Origin of the sequence: Pectobacterium sp. PL64, from assembly GCF_022477975.1 — a bacterium.
GTDB lineage: Bacteria > Pseudomonadota > Gammaproteobacteria > Enterobacterales > Enterobacteriaceae > Pectobacterium > Pectobacterium jejuense.
In genome coordinates this window covers 2,687,046-2,703,674 of the sequence record NZ_CP092070.1, presented here as the reverse complement: position 1 = coordinate 2,703,674, position 16,629 = coordinate 2,687,046, and the positions used below count along the sequence as shown (strand labels likewise).

The window sequence follows — 16,629 nt, the reverse complement described above, 5'->3', positions numbered from 1 at the left end:
CATATAAACCTGTGTTCATTATTTTTTGAAACCAACGTAGTATCACCTGCAAGCAACTTTTTATGTAAGTGTTACTCCCTTTTTTGGAGAATTATTCTTTGATTAGCGTTTTTCTTGTTGATGACCATGAACTGGTGCGGGCAGGGATACGACGCATTCTTGACGATATCAAAGGTCTGAAAGTGGTTGGTGAAGCATGCTGCGGTGAAGATGCTGTCAAGTGGTGCCGAAGCAATGATGTAGATGTTGTCCTGATGGACATGAGCATGCCGGGCATCGGTGGGCTTGAAGCAACGCGCAAGATCCTGCGTTTTACGCCAGATATAAAAGTCATCATGCTCACTATTTATACTGAGAATCCGCTGCCTGCTAAAGTGATGCAGGCCGGTGCCGCGGGATATGTGAGTAAAGCTGCTGCCCCTCAGGAAGTGATCTCCGCCATTCGCGCTGTACATGCTGGTAAACGGTATATTGCTTCCGATATTGCTCAACAGATGGCATTAAGCCAGTTGGAGCCGCAGACGGATGCGCCGCTTGAGTGTTTGTCTGAACGCGAATTACAGATTATGCTAATGATAACGAAGGGGCAGAAAGTGACTGAAATTTCAGATCAGCTTAATCTTAGCCCTAAAACCGTGAACAGCTATCGCTACCGTATGTTCAGCAAGCTGAATATCAGCGGCGATGTAGAGTTGACGCATCTGGCTATCAAGCATGGGCTTTTTACCGCGGAGACATTGTTAAGTAGTGAGTGAGAGTTTCGATGCTTCGGCATTTTTAAAAACGGTAACGAGCCAGCCTGGTGTCTACCGGATGTATGACGCCGGTAATACGGTCATCTACGTCGGTAAGGCAAAAGACTTAAAAAAACGACTTGCCAGCTATTTCCGCAGTCAAGTCGCCAGCCGTAAAACCGAGGCATTAGTCAAAAGCATCAAGCATATTGATGTCACGATCACGCATACAGAAACTGAAGCCTTACTGCTGGAACACAACTACATCAAGCTTTATCAGCCGCGTTATAACGTCTTGTTGCGCGACGATAAATCCTACCCCATGATTTTCCTGAGCGGTGATGCACATCCACGTTTGGCTGTTCACCGTGGCGCTAAGCATGCGAAGGGCGAATATTTCGGCCCATTTCCCAACGGCAATGCCGTGCGTGAAACGCTAATATTGCTGCAAAAGCTGTTTCCGGTGCGCCAGTGTGAAAATAGCGTCTATCGCAATCGCTCTCGTCCTTGCCTGCAATATCAAATTGGTCGCTGTCTCGGGCCTTGCGTTAGCGGTTTGGTGAGCGAAGAAGATTATCAACAGCAGGTTGACTATGTTCGCCTGTTTTTGTCTGGCAAAGACCAGCAAGTACTGACTCAACTTATTTCCCGGATGGAAGCGGCCAGTCGCGATCTGCATTTTGAAGAGGCAGCGCGGATACGCGATCAGATCCAGGCGGTTCGGCGGGTGACGGAAAAACAATTTGTTTCCGGCGACGGCGAAGATCTGGATGTTATCAGTGTTGCCTTTGATGCTGGCATGGCCTGCGTCTATGTCCTTTTCATCCGACAGGGAAAAGTGCTTGGCAGCCGGAGCTATTTCCCCAAAGTACCTGGCGGTACGGAATTGGGGGAGGTCGTGCAGACTTTTGTCGGGCAATTCTATTTGCAGGGAAGCTTAGGCCGAACGCTTCCTACAGAAATTCTGCTCGACTTCACTCTGCCCGATAAGGATTTGCTGACGGAGTCTCTAACGGCAGTTGCGGGAAGAAAAGTACAGATTCAAACGAAACCCCGCGGCGATCGTGCTCGTTATTTAAAACTGGCGCGGACAAATGCTGCCACGGCGCTGGTCACAAAATTGTCTCAGCAGTCCACCATTCACCAGCGACTGGCGGCGTTAGCTGACGTTTTGCAGTTGCCAGAAATCCATCGGATGGAGTGTTTTGATATCAGTCATACGATGGGTGAACAGACTGTGGCATCCTGCGTAGTATTTGATGCCAATGGTCCGCTACGTTCGGAATATCGCCGCTATAATATCAGTGGCATTACGCCAGGTGATGACTATGCCGCCATGGCGCAAGTTCTCCGACGTCGATATGGTAAAGCGCTGGATGACAGCAAAATACCGGATGTCATTGTGATCGATGGCGGAAAAGGACAGCTTGGCCAGGCTCAGGACGTGTTTGACTCGCTGCAAGTATCGTGGGATAAAAACAAGCCTCTGCTACTTGGTGTCGCGAAAGGTAGCGATCGTAAAGCTGGGCTGGAAACGCTGTTTTTTGAGTCGACGGGCGAGGGCATGGCACTACCGCCTGATTCTCCCGCATTGCACGTTATCCAGCATATTCGCGATGATTCGCATGACCATGCCATTGGCGGACATCGTAAGAAGAGAGCAAAAGTAAGAAATACCAGTACGCTGGAGCTTATCGAAGGTGTCGGGCCTAAACGGCGTCAAACCCTGTTGAAATACATGGGAGGGCTGCAACCTTTGATGAATGCCAGTATTGAGGAGATTGCAAATGTTCCAGGAATTTCGCATGCATTGGCAGAAAAAATCTTCCATGCATTGAAACACTAGGGACAATGTTGCAACATACTCTTAGTATCCACTCCAGCCAGATAGTTACCTAAGCGCTATGCAATTTAATATACCGACGTTGCTTACCCTGTTTCGTGTTGCTCTTATTCCGTTTTTCGTGCTGGCGTTTTATCTTCCATTCGTCTGGGCACCGCTGCTCTGCGCGTTGATTTTCGTGTTTGCTGCCGTGACGGATTGGTTTGATGGTTTCCTCGCCCGCCGCTGGAAACAGACCACGCGTTTTGGTGCCTTCCTCGATCCTGTTGCGGATAAAGTGATGGTAGCTGTCGCGTTGGTGCTAGTTGCGGAATATTATCACTCCTGGTGGATTACACTGCCTGCCGCGACAATGATCGCGCGGGAAATCATCATTTCAGCATTGCGCGAGTGGATGGCTGAAATTGGTAAGAGAAGTAGCGTTGCCGTGTCGTGGATAGGGAAGGTTAAAACCACGGCTCAGATGATGGCGCTTTTTGCTTTGCTATGGCGCCCGGAAAGTATTGTTGAAGGCATTGGTGTTGTGGCGTTGTACATCGCCGCCGTACTGACTTTCTGGTCCATGTTTCAATATTTGAACGCCGCGAGACACGATCTGCTTGAACCTTGATCGAAGCGCCGTAAAAACCAGCAAACGAACGCGGTTGCTTGATAATTTTATTGACTCATTGCGTCAGGTCAGTAGAATGCACCGCATCAACAGCAACGCTGGTTTGTAAGAAGTTAAGAGAATCAGTGAGTTCTGTGTTGCGGGAATAGCTCAGTTGGTAGAGCACGACCTTGCCAAGGTCGGGGTCGCGAGTTCGAGTCTCGTTTCCCGCTCCAATTTAAAACATCGGCAATTGCGGATGTTGGTCACTAAGACCTGAATATTTTGGCGCGTTAACAAAGCGGTTATGTAGCGGATTGCAAATCCGTCTAGTCCGGTTCGACTCCGGAACGCGCCTCCAATATTTAAGCCCGGGTGGTGAAATCGGTAGACACAAGGGATTTAAAATCCCTCGGCGTTCGCGCTGTGCGGGTTCAAGTCCCGCCCCGGGCACCATTGATTTAACACGAATTAAAACAAGCACTTATGTGCAATGTCGTAGACCGCCGAAAGGCGGTTTTTTTGTGCCTGAAAAATGGCAAGTGGCGGCAAAATGGCGGCAGAGTGGCGACGCTTATTTTGAGCTTATGATAAATGGTCATTCTTATGATTAAAGGATGAGTTATTTATTAAGGCCTGTCTTTTACTAATTATTCATTTTTACTGATTATACCCACATCTGGAATTGCTTATTAGAAGCAGGGTGGGGTGTAACTGGATCTATCTTCCCAGGTTGAACGATTGAGCGAGTGACGCTTTCAAGCGTAACAAACGTATGGCCGCAATTGATGTTTGTACATTGGTGATAACGTTCTTTAGTGGATTCGCTTAAGTAGCGGCTTGAACGAGCATGGGCAGCATGTCGGCAGAGTGGGCAATGCATCATAATCTTATCCTTAACTGGCTTTTTTCTATCTAATATTACCATTTAATTCAAATAATGGAATTTTGTTCAAAAAATTGATTTTAAGCCTGTTCACTTCCCTCATACTCAACATCAGACAGCAGCACCTCCAATTCCAGCGCGGTAACGAACCCTGAATTACTCAGTGAATGCGTCACTTTTGAGATTGTCCATTCCTGTTCGTCGATCACCTGTTTGAATCCGCTCACCTGAACAGGCGTTTCCGGGAACAGGTCGGCGCGTCCCATTGCCAGCGTAATAGAAAACTCCGCGACACCACGCTGTAGCTTGTCCCACTTTGCCTGTGCGGCACGCATGGCCTGTGCTTTGGTCGCAAAAACCGTGGTCAGCGCCAGCACGTTTTCATCGGTGCCAACCAGATAATCCCCCTCACGGGCTTCTAGCTCCTTCTTTGCCTTTTTCGCTTTAGGGTGAGGCTTCTGTGGTTGTGCTCCCTGATGCAATAACACTTTTTTCTGACGCTTTACCTTTACCGTTTTCGGCTTTTCAGGTTGCGGCTCTTTGGTATGCAGCCAGCTTGCTGTTACGCCTGTGTACGCGCCCCGGTCAGCCAGACTAAAACTGTGCTGATCGCCGTCGCTGCGTTCAATAATCTGCTGCGGGATGGGCTTGCCGCTGGCCGTCTTCCCCGTTCCGGGACGGATAAACAGCAAACGCCCGGCTTTGATCGCTACGATTGCCCCGTTGCGCTCAGCCAGCCGGGTAATAAATACCGCGTCGGTTTCCTGCGTCTGGTCGATGTGCGGAATTTTTATCCCGGCGAATCCGTCGGCCAGCATCGGCGCAAGGTTGTTACGCTTCGCCACCTGTTCAACAATCGCCCCCAGCGTCGTATCGTGATACGACAGCTCACGCCGGGAGTTCAGCGACCCGCGAAAATCGGCACTCCGCGCCCGGATGGTCAGCGTATCCGGCGTGCCACGGTGCTCTATTTCATCCACCGTAAAATCACCTTTACCGATCAGCGCTTCACCTTCCCAGCCCAAAAACACCGACAGCACCGCGCCCCGCCGGGGTAACTGCAACAGCCCGTCGCTGTCGTCCAGCTCGATGTCGAGCTGGTCGGCCTCAAAGCCTCGGTTATCCGTCAGGCTCAGTGATAGCAGGCGCGGACTGATAGCGGTTGTAATGTCCTGCTCATTGAGGTGCAGCAGGTACGCCGGGGCAGTTTTACTGCCTGCGCGAACGTTCAGCGGGTTAATCATGCGAATAACCCCCCGAGGGCGGATTGCGCCCGGTTAGCCATTTCCCCGGCGCTGCCGATCAATCCCTCCGCCTGCTGGCGTAAATCGCCCAGCATCGCAGACAGCGACGAGTCAACGCGGGTCAGCGTGATGGTGAACTCAATCCGCCGGGCGCGGCCATCAGGGAAAAAATCGGTTTTCGTCTGGCTGATACTGTTCACCACAAACACGCCGTAAATGGTGCCGCTGCCCTCAATCAGCGGCCATGCACGCCCCTGATCGGCCATCGTCTCCAGCATCAACAATGACAACGTGCCGCCTGTGATTTCCGGCATCAGCTCCCCCGACAATGTGATTTTTTCGTCTTCAATGCCCAGGAACTGCAACGCCGGACGCTGACCGACGCGGCTGTTTGACGGCCAGCGGTAATCAACGTTGCGCTGCATGTTCTGGTAGGGCAGGGTCTGGAGCTGGAACACAAACAGCCCTAATGTGAGCATCATAATTCGCCTCCCTGATAACTGTACTGACTGAATGCGCGTGACCGTGCCGCCCGTTCCCGCTGCTCAAGCTGGCGTGTGACTTCCTTCGCGATGTCCTGCGCACTCTGGCCGGGTTGGGCAACAATGCTAATTGGCGCGTGAATGCTGATCGGGGATGATGTCGCGCTGGCCTGAACCGTTGGCGCTATCGGGCGATAGGCGGACATGTTCATGGCAGCAGAGGCCATCGCCGCCGTTTTTTTACGGCTGGTGACATTGACCGGCCCCTCAACGATTTCCGGGCCATGTTCACCAACAACAGCAAATTCCCCTAGAGGGATGCGTCCGCCGTTGTCATATGCGCCGCTGTATCGGGCAGCAATGGCCTTTGCGTCGTTGCCTTGCGGTGTTGGTGCAGCGCTGACCCCCACCTTTAGCGCTGCGGCCTCCTTCGGCGGTATAATATTTTCGGCCGTCGGCAGTTTCTTCGATTTATCGTCAACCAGCCCCAGCTTTTCCAGCAACCACGACACGCCTTTTTTCAGCGACTCCAGCGGGTTCATGATGATGTTAAGCCCGTTAGCCAGTGCCTCACCAAACCGTTTACCCATGCTGGCCGCACCGTCCAGCTCGGCGGCAGTGGATTTGACCGGATTCAGCAGATCGCCGAACCAGCCAAACAGCGCCCGGATTTTGTCACCAATCCACGTAAAGACAGGCTGGAGCGGCTCAAACGCCGCAATAATAGGCGCACTGGCCGCAACAAATCCCTCAACCACGCCGCCGATAAATGCCTGAATCGGCTCCCAGTATTTCCAGATAAGCAGCGCACCGCCGACAATCGCCGCGACGGCCAGCCCGACGGGTGACAGCAGCAAGCCTAACGCACTACCAATCAGCGTAATCCCGGTGCGCAGCAGTGCCAGCGGTGACGTAAACAGCCACATCAGCACCCGACCAAACCCCGACATTGCACCCCGGATCACGGCCAGCGGGTTACTGACCGCCCCGAATACCGAGGTCAGCGCAGAGGCTCCGGCACGTAGCAGCATCAGCGGCGACTTTGCCAGCCAGCCGATCATCCCGCCGAGGCGGTTTAATCCTCCTGACAGCGGCGTAATGCCGCGTGTTCCGGCAAACCGTAATCCGGCACTCAGTAAACCCGCTCCGCCAATTAATGCGTTAATCCCGCTCATGACAGGCCACGCAACCAGCCCGATCCCGCCCAGCACCGTAATTAATGCCGTGGCAGCGCCACCCACCATCACTATCTGCCGCGTTAGCTCCGGGTTAGCCTTGACCCATTCATTGACACGATTTAACCATTCCGTCGCGGCCTGCGTCAGTTTGCGCAGCGCGCCGTCATCGTCATTGAACAGGTTAAAGCGCAGGCTGGCCATCGCGCCTTGTAGCCGCCCGATATCCCCCTCAAGGTTATCGCGCAGGGTATCGCCCATGCGGTCAGCCGCCCCGGACACATCACCGAGCTTGTTTTCGGCTCCGGCCAGCGCTGACAGAAATTTCGGTATCTGGTCAATCGACAGGTCTTCAATCGGCGTACCAAACAGCGCGATAGCGGCATTTGCCCGTTCTGCCGGATCTTTAATTTTCAGCAGCCCGTTGGCGGTTTTCTGCATCGCGACCCGCGCCTTATCGCCGCCGCTGGCAATCGCGGTAGACATTTTGGCGGCATTGAGTCCGGCGGCGTCATAGGCTTCAATGCTGGCTTTGGACATGTCCGACCCACGGATCGAGAACTCTTTAACCGCGTCGCCTGTCTTGTCCAGGGCGAACTTGCCTTGCTGCGCCATGTCCACTAACAGAGTCATGGCTTCCGATCCGCTGAATCCCATGTTGCGGAAGTGGGTCGAATATTCGTGCAGGATTTCCGGCAGTTCGCCGCGCATCTGCGCCGACACGCGCTGCATCCCGGATACCATCAAATCAAACGCCTCGTCGCTGTTTTTCGCGAGGCCGTTTTTCATCATGATCGCGGCGATCTGGATACTCTCGGTTGCGTCGCCGCCGAGCGCCGTTTGTATGTCCAGCGCCTTCCGCGATATCCGCGCCAGCTCGGTTTCCCCGACGTCGCCCATCGCCCCCAGCGTGCTGCGCACGGCGGCCACGGCATCCGCTATCTGGTTGAGGTCATTACTCACACCCGAGGCGTTAACCTCTTTGATAACGCGGGTGTACTGTTCGCCGTCTTTGGCATTCCCGCCCGTCTGTGCCGCGATGCGCGCCCCGTGTCCGTCGGCCTGTACCGACGGCGCAATCAGGCGGCTTTCTGCATACAGCGCCGCTGACCCGGCAGCAAATGCCGTCGCACTGGTATTCCGCACGCCTGCGGTGATTTCCTTGCCTTTCTCGTAGCGCTTTCTGACCGCATTCAGTTTTTCCTGTTGCTGACTGACGCGGGAAAGCGCGGCGCGTTGCTGGTCAAGCTGCGTCGTTGTTTGAGATATGTTGTTGCGTAATTTGCGCTCCTCGCCGGACAGGTTGCGCGTGCTGACGCCTGCCTGCGCTAACTCGGTACGCTGGCGCTGTACCGACTGGCGCAGCGCCACGTACTCGGTTTTTAACGTGGCGGCCTGATGTTTCGCCCGCTCCAGCGCCTGCGCCTGCCGTTTGGTGGGGTTTTCGCTATTGCGCAGCGCGGCCGACAGCTTGGCGGCTTTCGCCTGTGCCTGCTGGAGTGCTGCGCCTGTTTCGCCTAGCTGGTTTTTTGTCTTGCGAAAACCATCGATACGTCCGGCCTGTGCGTTCAGCTCTTTGAGCTGGGTCTGTGAATCACGGATATCGCCCGACAGTTTTTTACTGGCGGTTTGCACCGCTTTAAACGGGCGGGTTGCCCTGTCCACGGCTTTCAGCAAAACGCTTAACTGTAGAGTGTTACTCATTGTTATGGTGTCCGCTGCGTTTCAGCGCTTTGTCGCGCCACAGGATCAACTCGGTGAGGGTCATCGGGTACAGCTCCGATGGCGGCCAGTGAAAAATTACCGCGATATCCGCCATCAGCTCATCAACACTCAGGCTTCGGGGGAGGTCTCCTGTTGCGATTTCGGCGTCAAAAAACCGATCACCTTGCCTGCGATGGCAATCATATCCGGCAACTCTATGCGGGTGATTTCGCTTTCGGTGAGTGTCGGCATTGTCATGCGTGGCAGCACTTTAATCATCGCGTCCACGTCCGACCCCGCCAGCGCCGCCAGACTGACGCCGCGCAGCGTTCCGGTAGTCGGCTTAATCAGGGTGATGGTGTCGATCAGGGTGTCGCCGCGCTTGATGGGGGTTTCCAGTGTTACCACGTTGTCGTCTTTGTTCATGATGTTGCCTCTGTGTTCAGATAGAAAATAGAAAGAAGACGGCCAGCGCCGGGCTGGCCGGACAGGGTTACGCCAGACCAATCGCCCGGCGATGTTGTTCCAGACGGTCAACGCCGACCACACGCTCAATCATGTTGATGGTGTCAATCTCGATCATCTCTTTGCCGTCGATGGTCAGCTTGTAGTACGTGCATTGGGTGGAAATCTTGGTTTCGGTATCTTCACCTTCTTTGCTTTCGCCGCCGTCGATCTCCTTATGACGGCCGCGCATCACCACTTCGACAGCCGAAATTTCCCCGGTGTCGTCGCGCTGGTACGACCCACTGAAACGCAGCAGTACCGCATCAATGCCCGGCGCGGCGTACTGGCTCCACAACGTTTCGTCAGCAAAGCCGCCGAGTGTCCATTCCATCGTCAGCGCGTCATCATCCAGCCCAAAATCAATGGGTGCGCTGCCGGGCATGCCAGCGCCGCGATAGTTCTCCAGCTTGCGCGTGAGTTTCGGCAGGGTAACGGCAGTCGCTACGCCCATGTAGCTCAGGCCGTCATTGAACAGGTTCATCATTTTCAGTTTGCGAGGCAGTGCCATAGCGTGTTAGCTCCTTTTAGCTGCTGACCGACGCGACCAGATTCACCAGATATTTATCGGTGATGCGCTGGCGCAGGGTGAGATTTTCAAGCGGCGGAACAGGGGGATAGTCGTAATCGATATACAGTTTCCCCGCTTTGAGGGTGTCTTTATCGTTGGCGGTTTCATCCAGCCAGCAATCCGCATCAATGATGTAGCCGCCGGATTTCAGTTCGCGGAATTTCGCCTTGATACCTTCGATAATGTCGTCAATAAGTTTGGCGGTAACGGGCTTATCGACTGCCCACATGTGCGCGTCGGCCATCGTGTCGGCCAGCACCTGCGCGGTACGGGTGTAGTTCTCAAACAGAAACAGCGGATCGTCAGAACAGGTACGGTTACCCCAGAATCGGAATCCGTCTTTACGAACCAGCGTGGTCACGCCTGCCTGATTCAGCAAATCGGCATCGGTGCCGGGTGCCTGCAAATCCCAATACACCGAGGCGCTGATACCCGTCACGCCGTTCACACCGACGTTAGACAGGGTTTTATGCCAGCCTGTCTCCTGGTCAATCTTGGCGCGTAGTCCTAACGCGCGGGCGGTGGCATACGCCGTGGCGCTGGCGTTGGCCGTGGTGTCCCACGCGATAAAATCCGGCCAGATCACCATCAATTCACGCTGGCTGAAATTCTCGCGGTAGTTGACGGCTTCCGACAAGGTTTTGCAGCCCCACGCGCTGACGTAACCGAATGCACGCAGCGACTGACAGATGGACGCTAACGCCGTGGCAACGGGCAGCGAGTCAAGCCCCGGCGCACCGAGAATGCGCGGTTTTACGCCCGTGACGGTCAGCGCATCTAACAGGGCTTTCATCCCGGTGTATTTGCCGTTTGCGTCACTGCCGCCGATCACATTGCTGATGGTTTCGTCTTCGTCGTCGCCCTCGGCGACACGCACCACAACGGTGACGGGTTTGGACTGGTCGGCGATGGCGGACAGGGCAGCGGCCAGCGTGCCTGTTTTCCCGGCTTTTCCAGCAGCAGACAGCACGTTGGTAATCAGTACCGGGGTATTCAGCGGAAAGGTGGCCGCATCGGCATCAGGTGCGGTACACACCATGCCGACAATGGCCGTGGAAACGGTGGAAATGACGCGCGTGCCGTCGTTGATTTCAACAACCTGCACGCCGTGGTGAAAATCGCTCATTTAGCTGACTCCATAAAAATAGGCAAGGCTATTGTGTTGTGTGAGTCTGAGGCGGGCGAGTGATACGGGTACGTTGGGGGCTGGCACAACACAGAGGCGAAAATAGGCATGAAAAAAGCCCACCGTTGGCGGACGGTGGGCTTCGCTTTCCCCAGTGGATCATTATTATTTTAAAACCATAGACATAATGACATCTGGGGTGGCTATTTTATAAACGTTTATACAGATCGATTATGCGTTATTGATCGGCGGTAGCGATCAATAACGCTTTACGCCGCTTTCGCCAGAACGTGGTAATGGATAGTCTGGTTATTTCCAGAACCGTATCGGTTTGAATCCCATACATCCCAATGGTGTGTAAATCCGATTCCACTGACACCACTCACCCGACCGACGAACGCGTTTGCGCCATTGTAGCCGCCCACTTCGTTCCATGTGATGTTAACTACCTCGCCCAGCTTAACCGGGAATGCCACATCGCGGGATGCATTGATGACGGTTTCAAACGTGCCGAACAACTCAACCATACCGTCCGCATATTTACGCCAGTAATAGCCGCTGCCTGAGCCTGTCGCCGTTATCGTGCCCGGAACCGTAACCCCTTTCATCAGATAGCGTGCGTCGGCTTCGGTTTTATTCCATGCGTTGATGTCTCCGGCCAGCAGATTGACGTCAGCCGACAATGGTTTTCCATTCACCCGGATAGAGCGCAGGGCGTATTTTTGCGCCGCGGCTGTATCGGTCAATACATTATTCGCGCCGATATAAAGCGGTTTATTGACTTCTATCCGGTCACCCTTCAGCGTTAACATCGTATTGTGCGTATAGGAGCTCAACATCACATCATCGCTATTGCTGCCGCCTTTACCGACATACCACGAATTAATACCTTTCTTTTGTCCGCGAATGTATAACGGTTCAGTATCGGAATTCGTATCCAGTAGTAACGCTTCTCCCCCCACGCTGCCGCTGATTTTCAAACGCCCCGCCAGTGCACCGCCAGCACTGGGTAGCGCCCCGACATCAGCGGCAGTAGGCGGGTTTCTGGTGTTGTAATCGCGACGCCAGCCGGGGGAGTAATTGTCACCGTTGTTAACATAGATAAACTGTGCATTTTTTCCGACGGTTGACGATGCCGTGGTGATTCTGATCGTGAACGCATTCTCAGCACCCGCCACCTCAATCACTGCACCCGCCAGATGAATGTCTCCACACTCTGTGTCTGTTATGGTTTTATTTCCGGCGTAATACCACGACCCTTTACAAATCCAATACGGGTGATTAAATGCCCCCAGCGATTTTAGTGATGCAATAAAATCAGATGTTTTCCATGCTCCATCACCCCCACCGATATTCATTCCGGGACTGAATGCTCGAACTGCGCCAATATTTTTAACAAATAGGTCTTTGTTAGGGATATCCGCGCCGTGCTGGTCTTTTGCCAGTTTACCAGCGAGGGCGTTGACTATTGTCGTTGAGAAATTCGGATCATTACCGAGTGCATGCGCTAGCTCTTGCAACGTATCCAGCGCGGCAGGGGAACCACTGACCAGCGCCGCTACCGCTGATTTCACAAATGCTGTAGTCGCTATCTGCGTATCATTGGATGCCTGTACCGCTGTCGGCGCGGTAGGTTTACCGATCAGCGCTGGGCTTTCCAGACGTGCATATTTTTGTGCGGCTTGTGTATCAGTCAGCGCCCCCACGTCGATAGCAGTGGGTTTATTGTTAGGACTGTAAACGCGCTGGCCTTTTTCCATCAGCACGTTGGCGTTTGCATTGTGGCCAAACTCAATATTTCCGGTGGCCATGTCAATTCTTAGCGGCCGCAGGCTATTGAATGCACCGTTTGCATCTCCTTTATTGGTCAGCAGAATATAGAACCCGCCTCCGTCCTGTCGGAGGATAGCGCCATATCCACCGTATCCCATGCGTAATACATCCGCTGCTGTCGAAATCAGGTTGCCCGTCAGTGTACCGCCTGACAGGGGGAGCTTTTTCGCTAACTCAGCCAGTATCGTTGTGGAGAAATTCGGATCATTACCCAGAGCTTTCGCCAGCTCTTGCAACGTGTCCAGCGCACCGGGTGAACCGTTGACCAGTGCGGAAACAGCGGCTTTTACAAAGGCGGTGGTCGCCAGTTGTTTGTCATTAGAGGTTTGCGCTGCTGTGGGCGCGGTAGGTTTGCCCGTCAGTGCCGGGCTGGCCTTTGGCGCATACTGCTGATGCGGGTCGGCGGCAGCAAGGTGTAACCGCATCACGTTGTCGGCGTAGGCCTTCACCTCGATCACCGCGTTATCGACATAGCCCCGTGTTGCCAGCACCACCGCCGGGTCGATTTTCAGCGTCACGGCGTCGGTACTGCTGACAATCAAAATCATGCGCACGGTCTGAATGCGGCCGCTTCCCTGCTGCAATAGCGGTTTGTACGTTTCCGGGCAATTGGCGACCGCAATCAGATTGCCGTCGTCATCAAACAGGCCGACTTCCCGCACCCACCACCCGCCCTCATTTTCAGGGATCACCTGCTCGGCGATAATCTGGCTGGGGTTTTTCGGGTCAATGCTAAGAACATTGATGGCTGCCCGGCGTTTTTCGTTTATCAGCGCGGTTTGTGCCGGGTTCGGTGTCGGCAAGACGCCGCCGCCGTCACCGACTGCCATTTGGGTAATGTTCAGGCGGCTACCCAGCGCGGTCGCATTAGCCAGTTTGGCCGCGCCGATGTTCGTTAACAGGGCAAAATAGGTTGCACTCATGCGGTTACGCTCACGTTGTCGATTAAATGAAGTGCTGCCCCGGTCACATTCAGACCGGACACAGTAATCGTTTCAGGAAAATAGGGGTAAATAGTCAGCTCGTCGCCGCCATAAGACAGGGCGGCAACGTAGGCCGCGCCCTGTGTGTCGAGGTTGATATTCAGCCCCAGCATGTGACGGGAGGCGGGCTTAGCGTCGGCAATCAGCCGCTCCAGCTCGTAAAACGTTTCTTCGGTAATGCCGCTATCCTGCACGCCAATGTCAAGGCGAAACGTGCCTGGCTCTCCGCCGTTCTGAAACCATTCGCTGATACGGATCAGATAACCAAACGGCTCCACCACACGCCGCAGCGCACCGATGGTGCCTTTGTGGCGATGGATAAAGAACGCATCGCGGATCACCTGACGTTTCACGCTCTCCGGTCACGCCTCATCCCAGCGGTCAACGGAAAACGTCCACGCCAGATACGGCAGCAGGTGTGCCGGGCAGGTGTCCGGGCTCCACAGCAGGCGCAGGGGGATCGGTACGCGGGTAATCTCGGCACAGGCAGTGGCGGCGGCGACTTCCAACGCGGACGATCCGACAGGCAGCAAGCGGGTATCACTCATCGGCACCGCCCACAGCTAATTGATAGCCGGAACAGTAGGACGCCTGCGCGGCGGTCAGCACGATATCGGCGGCGGGTGTCGTCAGCTCGACCCGTTGCACGCCTTCAACGTGCAGCGCAGCGTAAATCGCCGAGCGACGAATATCCCGCCCTAATCGGTGCTGCGCACTGATATAGGTTTTCAATTTCTGCTCGGCCGCAGCGCGGACAGGCTCTTTTTCCGGTCCCGAATACAGGTACAGCATGGCGTCAATCTCATACGGCACAATGACAGCAGATTGCACCGTCACCCGGTCAGCTACCGGGCGCACGTCTTCACCGTTCAGGGCGGCGGTAACAATGGCAACCAGCTCCGCGCTGGCGCTGCCGTCACCCTCGCGTGACAGTACCGACACGGTGACGCTGGCCGGGCTGGGGCTGACAACCGACACATCCGCCACGCGCCCATCGGCGCTGCGTCCGTGGTACTGATAGGCACCGACCGACCCGGCAACGCTTAAGCCCTCGAAAGACTGCTGAATGCGTAGACGAAAATCGCTGTCGGATTCCATCAGGGCAGGTGTCGGCGGTAGCGTCGAATCGTCAGCCGGGGTGATAACCAGACGGGAGACGCTAAAGTTAGCGCCGAGCTGGTCAAGATCATCACCCTGCGCAAATGCCACCATCACGGCGCGTGCCGCTTCATTGACGCGCTGCCGCCACAGCAGTTCACGGTAGGCGTTTTCCTGCAACAGCTTGACGAGCGGATCGGATTCCAGCGCCAGCGTGCGGGCAACGGCGGCGCGCTGGTCTTCCGGGTAGAGCGACAGCAGCATCGCTTTGCGCTCGGTGTAAATTGCCTCGTAGTCCAGTTCTTCCACCACGGAAGGCGCGGGAAGCTGGCTTAAATCAATCATCGCCATGTGTCAGCTCACAGGAACAGAAAGGGAAACGGCGTTGCTGTCAGCCAGCACGCCCGTAATATCAACGGTCAGCTTGCCGTCGAATGTGCTGGTCAGGTTAATGGCCGTCAGCGTGATGCGTGGCTCCCAGCGCAGCAGCGCCATGTAACACGCGGCCATTACCTGCAATTTCACGGCGGGATTTTGCGGCTGGTCGATCAGCGCCGACAGCAGCGACCCGTAATCCCGGCGCATCACCCGCGACCCGACGGGCGTAATGAGAATGTCGCGCACGCTCTGGCGAATGTGTTCGATATCGCCGAGCGTCTGGCCGTTGTCACGGCTCATGCCGAGGTAGCGCGCGGTCATAGTGGCGCACCCGTTATGCCGCCACTGTCACCGGGGTGTTTGTGGGTGTGCAACACCTTGCCATTGGACGACAGCGACCCGCCGGAATGTTGAATATCCCCGCGCATTTCCCCGCCTTTTTGTACTTCCAGCGTTCCGGTAATCAGCTTGTTAGTGCAGATGACTTCCGGCGTGTCGAGTGTGATGCGTGTTGACGCCCTCACTGTGACCAGCGGCACCGTGGCGGTGAGGGATTCCGACGCGGTGATAGTGGCGGTTTTAATCCCGCTGACGGTCAGCGCTGAGGTGGCGGGTTCGTACTCGACAACCGCACCATCAGGAAAGCTGGCGTGATACGCATCGGCAGACGCCGACGGCGCGGGGTTGTCATCGGAATAGATGCCGGGCAGCACAAAAGCGGTGTCCAGTTCGCCGCCGATGGACAGGATCAGCACCTGTTCACCGATGGACGGTGCCCACCAGTCGCGGGAACGGCCAGCACGGCGGGTTAACCAGTTCAACCAGCCTGTGGTCATGTCTCCGGTTTGTACCCGACAGAGGGCGTCCGCTGTGTTGACGTGGGTCACGACGCCGACACGGATCATATTGCGCAATAAGCGCTGGTATTTCGCTGATAGAGGATTGTGTATTCATGGGGAAAAGAATGCCGCCGGGGGAGAATGGCGGCAATGTGATGCGGTTTGCTGGTCTTTAGTACAACAAAATAGAAAATAAGACTATTCTTAAGTATAGTTATTTTTGACTGCACGTATTTTCAATAATGTCTGGGATGAGAAAATGGAAGAGATTGAATTTTATAATGATGGGAATGTAAGTGTTACAAACTCAAGATTTCGTGTTGGTTCTACCACTTATGCAATGAACGGAGTCACGTCTGTTAAACGTGGTGAAACCGACCCATCAAAAGTAGCTCCTATAGTTGTAGCATTAGTCGGCCTTGCTATGGTTTTTTTGGCCGCGACAATGACCTTTAAAATTATTGGGGGGGTTGTGTTTCTGATTGCTATTGCATGGTTTAAATCAATTCACCCAGATTACATCGTTTTCTTAAATAGTGCATCGGGGGAGTCACAAGCACTGTCAAGTCCTGATAAAAAATACATTAATGATGTTATTAATGCGTTAAATGAGGCTATTGTTCATAGAGGATAGGGCTTT

At 54.5% G+C, this 16,629-nt stretch carries 15 protein-coding genes, 3 tRNA genes and 2 pseudogenes; 7 read left to right on the top strand and 13 right to left on the bottom strand.

Translation table 11 applies throughout. The annotated features are described in order from the left end of the window. Nucleotides 1-98 precede the first annotated feature (98 nt). The 6 genes from uvrY (at nt 99) to HP572_RS12155 (ending at nt 3,622) form a co-directional block, all read left to right on the top strand. Nucleotides 99-755, top strand: coding sequence for a UvrY/SirA/GacA family response regulator transcription factor (uvrY, locus tag HP572_RS12180; protein WP_205549748.1), 657 nt, complete (start codon nt 99-101; stop codon nt 753-755). Then, nucleotides 748-2,580: an excinuclease ABC subunit UvrC gene (gene uvrC / locus HP572_RS12175; RefSeq protein WP_240583322.1), complete on the top strand. Its 1,833-nt coding sequence runs from the start codon at nt 748-750 to the stop codon at nt 2,578-2,580. The genes uvrY and uvrC overlap by 8 nt, the downstream gene beginning before the upstream one ends. Before the next feature lie 58 nt (nt 2,581-2,638). Next, nucleotides 2,639-3,187, top strand: coding sequence for a CDP-diacylglycerol--glycerol-3-phosphate 3-phosphatidyltransferase (gene pgsA / locus HP572_RS12170; protein WP_095699951.1), 549 nt, complete (start codon nt 2,639-2,641; stop codon nt 3,185-3,187). Between the two features lie 139 nt (nt 3,188-3,326). Next, nucleotides 3,327-3,402: transfer RNA gene (locus HP572_RS12165), tRNA-Gly, on the top strand. A gap of 51 nt (nt 3,403-3,453) precedes the next feature. Beyond that, a tRNA-Cys gene (locus HP572_RS12160) sits at nt 3,454-3,527 on the top strand. A gap of 8 nt (nt 3,528-3,535) precedes the next feature. Beyond that, nucleotides 3,536-3,622 (top strand) — tRNA-Leu (locus HP572_RS12155). A gap of 211 nt (nt 3,623-3,833) precedes the next feature. Here the strand turns inward: HP572_RS12155 and HP572_RS12150 are convergent. The 13 genes and pseudogenes from HP572_RS12150 to HP572_RS12090 all read right to left on the bottom strand — a co-directional run bounded on the left by HP572_RS12150 (nt 3,834) and on the right by HP572_RS12090 (nt 16,104). Continuing rightward, the gene (locus HP572_RS12150; protein WP_240583321.1) at nt 3,834-4,052 is read right to left on the bottom strand and encodes a DNA-binding transcriptional regulator; all 219 of its coding nucleotides are present in this window, start codon (nt 4,050-4,052) and stop codon (nt 3,834-3,836) included. An 80-nt stretch (nt 4,053-4,132) separates the two neighbouring features. After that, nucleotides 4,133-5,296, bottom strand: coding sequence for a phage late control D family protein (locus HP572_RS12145; RefSeq protein WP_240583320.1), 1,164 nt, complete (start codon nt 5,294-5,296; stop codon nt 4,133-4,135). Next, nucleotides 5,293-5,778 carry a phage tail protein gene (locus HP572_RS12140; RefSeq protein WP_240583319.1) on the bottom strand — a complete coding sequence of 162 codons (486 nt, stop codon included), beginning with the start codon at nt 5,776-5,778 and terminating at the stop codon, nt 5,293-5,295. The genes HP572_RS12145 and HP572_RS12140 overlap by 4 nt, the downstream gene beginning before the upstream one ends. Further along, entirely contained in the window at nt 5,775-8,657 is a 2,883-nt protein-coding gene (locus tag HP572_RS12135) for a phage tail tape measure protein (RefSeq protein WP_240583318.1), read from the bottom strand. Before HP572_RS12135 ends, HP572_RS12140 begins: the two co-directional genes overlap by 4 nt. Beyond that, nucleotides 8,650-8,772 carry a GpE family phage tail protein gene (locus HP572_RS12130; protein ID WP_010310409.1) on the bottom strand — a complete coding sequence of 41 codons (123 nt, stop codon included), beginning with the start codon at nt 8,770-8,772 and terminating at the stop codon, nt 8,650-8,652. The genes HP572_RS12135 and HP572_RS12130 overlap by 8 nt, the downstream gene beginning before the upstream one ends. A 14-nt stretch (nt 8,773-8,786) precedes the next feature. Beyond that, complete coding sequence (locus HP572_RS12125; RefSeq protein ID WP_240585749.1) at nt 8,787-9,083, bottom strand: phage tail assembly protein; 297 nt, start codon at nt 9,081-9,083, stop codon at nt 8,787-8,789. 67 nt (nt 9,084-9,150) lie between these two features. Continuing rightward, nucleotides 9,151-9,672: a phage major tail tube protein gene (locus tag HP572_RS12120; protein WP_240583317.1), complete on the bottom strand. Its 522-nt coding sequence runs from the start codon at nt 9,670-9,672 to the stop codon at nt 9,151-9,153. A gap of 16 nt (nt 9,673-9,688) precedes the next feature. Beyond that, nucleotides 9,689-10,858 (bottom strand): phage tail sheath protein, encoded by a 1,170-nt coding sequence (locus HP572_RS12115; RefSeq protein WP_240583316.1) that lies wholly within the window; start codon nt 10,856-10,858, stop codon nt 9,689-9,691. Nucleotides 10,859-11,127: 269 nt separating this feature from the next. Continuing rightward, nucleotides 11,128-13,614, bottom strand: a complete 2,487-nt coding sequence (locus HP572_RS12110) for a phage tail protein (RefSeq protein ID WP_240583315.1) — start codon at nt 13,612-13,614, stop codon at nt 11,128-11,130. Then, nucleotides 13,611-14,222: pseudogene (locus HP572_RS12105) on the bottom strand (phage tail protein I). The gene HP572_RS12110 and the pseudogene HP572_RS12105 overlap by 4 nt, the downstream one beginning before the upstream one ends. Then, nucleotides 14,215-15,123, bottom strand: coding sequence for a baseplate assembly protein (locus HP572_RS12100; protein WP_240583314.1), 909 nt, complete (start codon nt 15,121-15,123; stop codon nt 14,215-14,217). Before HP572_RS12100 ends, HP572_RS12105 begins: the two are co-directional and overlap by 8 nt. Nucleotides 15,124-15,126: 3 nt before the next feature. After that, the gene (locus HP572_RS12095) at nt 15,127-15,471 is read right to left on the bottom strand and encodes a GPW/gp25 family protein (RefSeq protein ID WP_240583313.1); all 345 of its coding nucleotides are present in this window, start codon (nt 15,469-15,471) and stop codon (nt 15,127-15,129) included. Then, nucleotides 15,468-16,104, bottom strand: a pseudogene (locus HP572_RS12090) (phage baseplate assembly protein V). The gene HP572_RS12095 and the pseudogene HP572_RS12090 overlap by 4 nt, the downstream one beginning before the upstream one ends. Before the next feature lie 144 nt (nt 16,105-16,248). On the opposite strand from HP572_RS12090, the gene HP572_RS12085 reads away from it, so the two are divergent. Further along, nucleotides 16,249-16,623, top strand: coding sequence for a DUF6232 family protein (locus tag HP572_RS12085; protein ID WP_240583311.1), 375 nt, complete (start codon nt 16,249-16,251; stop codon nt 16,621-16,623). Nucleotides 16,624-16,629 lie beyond the last annotated feature (6 nt).

Bases quoted from the DNA above. Each gene is read 5' to 3' on its own strand.
- HP572_RS12130 (WP_010310409.1), bottom strand. From the start codon at position 8,772: ATGGCGGATATCGCGGTAATTTTTCACTGGCCGCCATCGGAGCTGTAC.
- pgsA (WP_095699951.1), top strand. From the start codon at position 2,639: ATGCAATTTAATATACCGACGTTGCTTACCCTGTTTCGTGTTGCTCTT.
- HP572_RS12125 (WP_240585749.1), bottom strand. From the start codon at position 9,083: ATGAACAAAGACGACAACGTGGTAACACTGGAAACCCCCATCAAGCGC.
- HP572_RS12115 (WP_240583316.1), bottom strand. From the start codon at position 10,858: ATGAGCGATTTTCACCACGGCGTGCAGGTTGTTGAAATCAACGACGGC.
- HP572_RS12095 (WP_240583313.1), bottom strand. From the start codon at position 15,471: ATGACCGCGCGCTACCTCGGCATGAGCCGTGACAACGGCCAGACGCTC.
- HP572_RS12150 (WP_240583321.1), bottom strand. From the start codon at position 4,052: ATGATGCATTGCCCACTCTGCCGACATGCTGCCCATGCTCGTTCAAGC.
- HP572_RS12100 (WP_240583314.1), bottom strand. From the start codon at position 15,123: ATGGCGATGATTGATTTAAGCCAGCTTCCCGCGCCTTCCGTGGTGGAA.
- HP572_RS12085 (WP_240583311.1), top strand. From the start codon at position 16,249: ATGGAAGAGATTGAATTTTATAATGATGGGAATGTAAGTGTTACAAAC.
- HP572_RS12135 (WP_240583318.1), bottom strand. From the start codon at position 8,657: ATGAGTAACACTCTACAGTTAAGCGTTTTGCTGAAAGCCGTGGACAGG.
- HP572_RS12145 (WP_240583320.1), bottom strand. From the start codon at position 5,296: ATGATTAACCCGCTGAACGTTCGCGCAGGCAGTAAAACTGCCCCGGCG.
- HP572_RS12140 (WP_240583319.1), bottom strand. From the start codon at position 5,778: ATGATGCTCACATTAGGGCTGTTTGTGTTCCAGCTCCAGACCCTGCCC.
- HP572_RS12120 (WP_240583317.1), bottom strand. From the start codon at position 9,672: ATGGCACTGCCTCGCAAACTGAAAATGATGAACCTGTTCAATGACGGC.
- HP572_RS12110 (WP_240583315.1), bottom strand. From the start codon at position 13,614: ATGAGTGCAACCTATTTTGCCCTGTTAACGAACATCGGCGCGGCCAAA.